The following is a 1,578-nucleotide window of genomic DNA, read 5'->3' on the forward strand; positions in this document are numbered from 1 at the left end:
ACCAGCACGTAGATCACCGTGACGATCACGACCGTCCAGAAGATCGCCAGCGGCAGCGTCCGGCGCGGATTGCGAACCTCTTCGCCGCCGGTGGAGACGGTGTCCATGCCGATGGTGGAGAAGAACACCGTGGACGCCGCCGTGCCGATGCCCGCGACGCCGAACGGTGCGACCGGAGCCGCGTTCTGCGTGGAGAACGCGGTGAGCGCGATCGCGCTGAACAGCAGCAGCACTGCCAGCTTGATGCCCACGGTGACCGCGTTGATCGTCGCGGACTCGCGAGTGCCGCGCATCAGCAGCACGCCGCACATCGCGACGAGCACGGCCGCGGGCACGTTGATGATCCCGCCCTCACCGGGCGGCGCGCTCAACGCGGCCGGTATCTGCCACCCGGCGGTATCGGCGAGGAACGCGTTGAGGTATTCGCCCCAGCCCACCGCTACGGCCGACGCGGCCACTCCGTATTCCAACAGCAGGCAGGCGCCGACCGCGTAGGCGACGATCTCGCCGAGGGTCGCGTAGGCGTAGGTGTAGGAAGCCCCGGAAACCGGGATCGTCGAGGCGAGTTCGGCGTAGCACAGGGCGGTCAGCGCGGCGGTGATCCCGGCGATCACGAACGAGAGGATCACCGCGGGCCCTGCCTCCGGCACGGCCTCGTTGAGCACGATGAAGATCCCGGTTCCGACCGTGGAGCCGACTCCGATCATGGTCAGCCGCACCACGCCGATCGACCGGCTGAGTTCGCCGCGGCCGTCTTCGGTGCCGCTCTCGGCGAGCAGCGTGCGAACCGGCTTGCGCCGCAGCAGCTGCTGCCACCCCGGCCGGTTCACGAGTGCCTGCCTGCGTTGCTCGCCGGCGACGGGTGGGCGGCGAGTGGTGGTAACCCGCGGGTACGGGACATGCGCGATCCTTTTCGTGCGGTTCGCCGGTAGCGGGGCGGTGCTGCGGTGACCCGCGGGCGGAACCTGGTGTTCGGGCGGAGTTCGGTCGGTGATCAATCGGCGGACGTCATCAGTACTCGCGCCCGGGGTGTCGGGGCAACCGTCGCGGCGGTGGCGGCTGCCGTTTCGTGACCGGGCAGGAGGCGGTCCGGTGCTGATCGTCGCGGCCGGACTGCGGAGCGGACCGTATATCGGGCGGCTCATTATGATCAGTCTCGAGTGAAATAAATCCTTCCGGTGCGCCCCAGCTGTCCTTGGTGTCGGCGAACCGCCGGGACGTCGTCGCACGAACGGAATGGTGCGCGCACAGCAGGTGTTCACCCGCCATGCAGCAGCCGCAGGAGGAGACCCGCGCGCGGCTGGCCGAGGCGCGCGCCGGTGCGCTGGCCCGGATCGAGTCGCTGCGGCGCGATCTCGCCGCGATCCGGGAGACCTCGACCTGGACCGGCACCGACGACGAGCACGACCCCGAAGGCGCGACGATCGCGTACGAGCGCGCCCAGGTGCGCGGGCTGTTCGACGATGCTCGCCGAGAGCTGGAAGCGCTGGACCGTGCGGCCGCCCGCGTGGACGCGGGCAGCTACGGCGTGTGCGAGCGGTGCGGGGCGGCCATCGGGGCCGAGCGGCTGGAGGCGCT

Annotated in this window: 2 protein-coding genes; one reads left to right on the forward strand and one right to left on the reverse strand. The window is 70.4% G+C overall.

All coding sequences use genetic code 11. The features are described from left to right. A partial coding sequence (locus tag IJH84_RS09835) for an amino acid permease (protein WP_295143034.1) occupies nt 1-830 on the reverse strand: 830 nt, incomplete at its 3' end. A 437-nt stretch (nt 831-1,267) separates the two neighbouring features. On the opposite strand from IJH84_RS09835, the gene IJH84_RS09840 reads away from it, so the two are divergent. Continuing rightward, a partial coding sequence (locus tag IJH84_RS09840; protein ID WP_295143037.1) for a TraR/DksA C4-type zinc finger protein occupies nt 1,268-1,578 on the forward strand: 311 nt, incomplete at its 3' end.

This window comes from Saccharopolyspora sp. (assembly GCF_017434145.1).
Classification (GTDB): domain Bacteria; phylum Actinomycetota; class Actinomycetes; order Mycobacteriales; family Pseudonocardiaceae; genus Saccharopolyspora_C; species Saccharopolyspora_C galaxeae.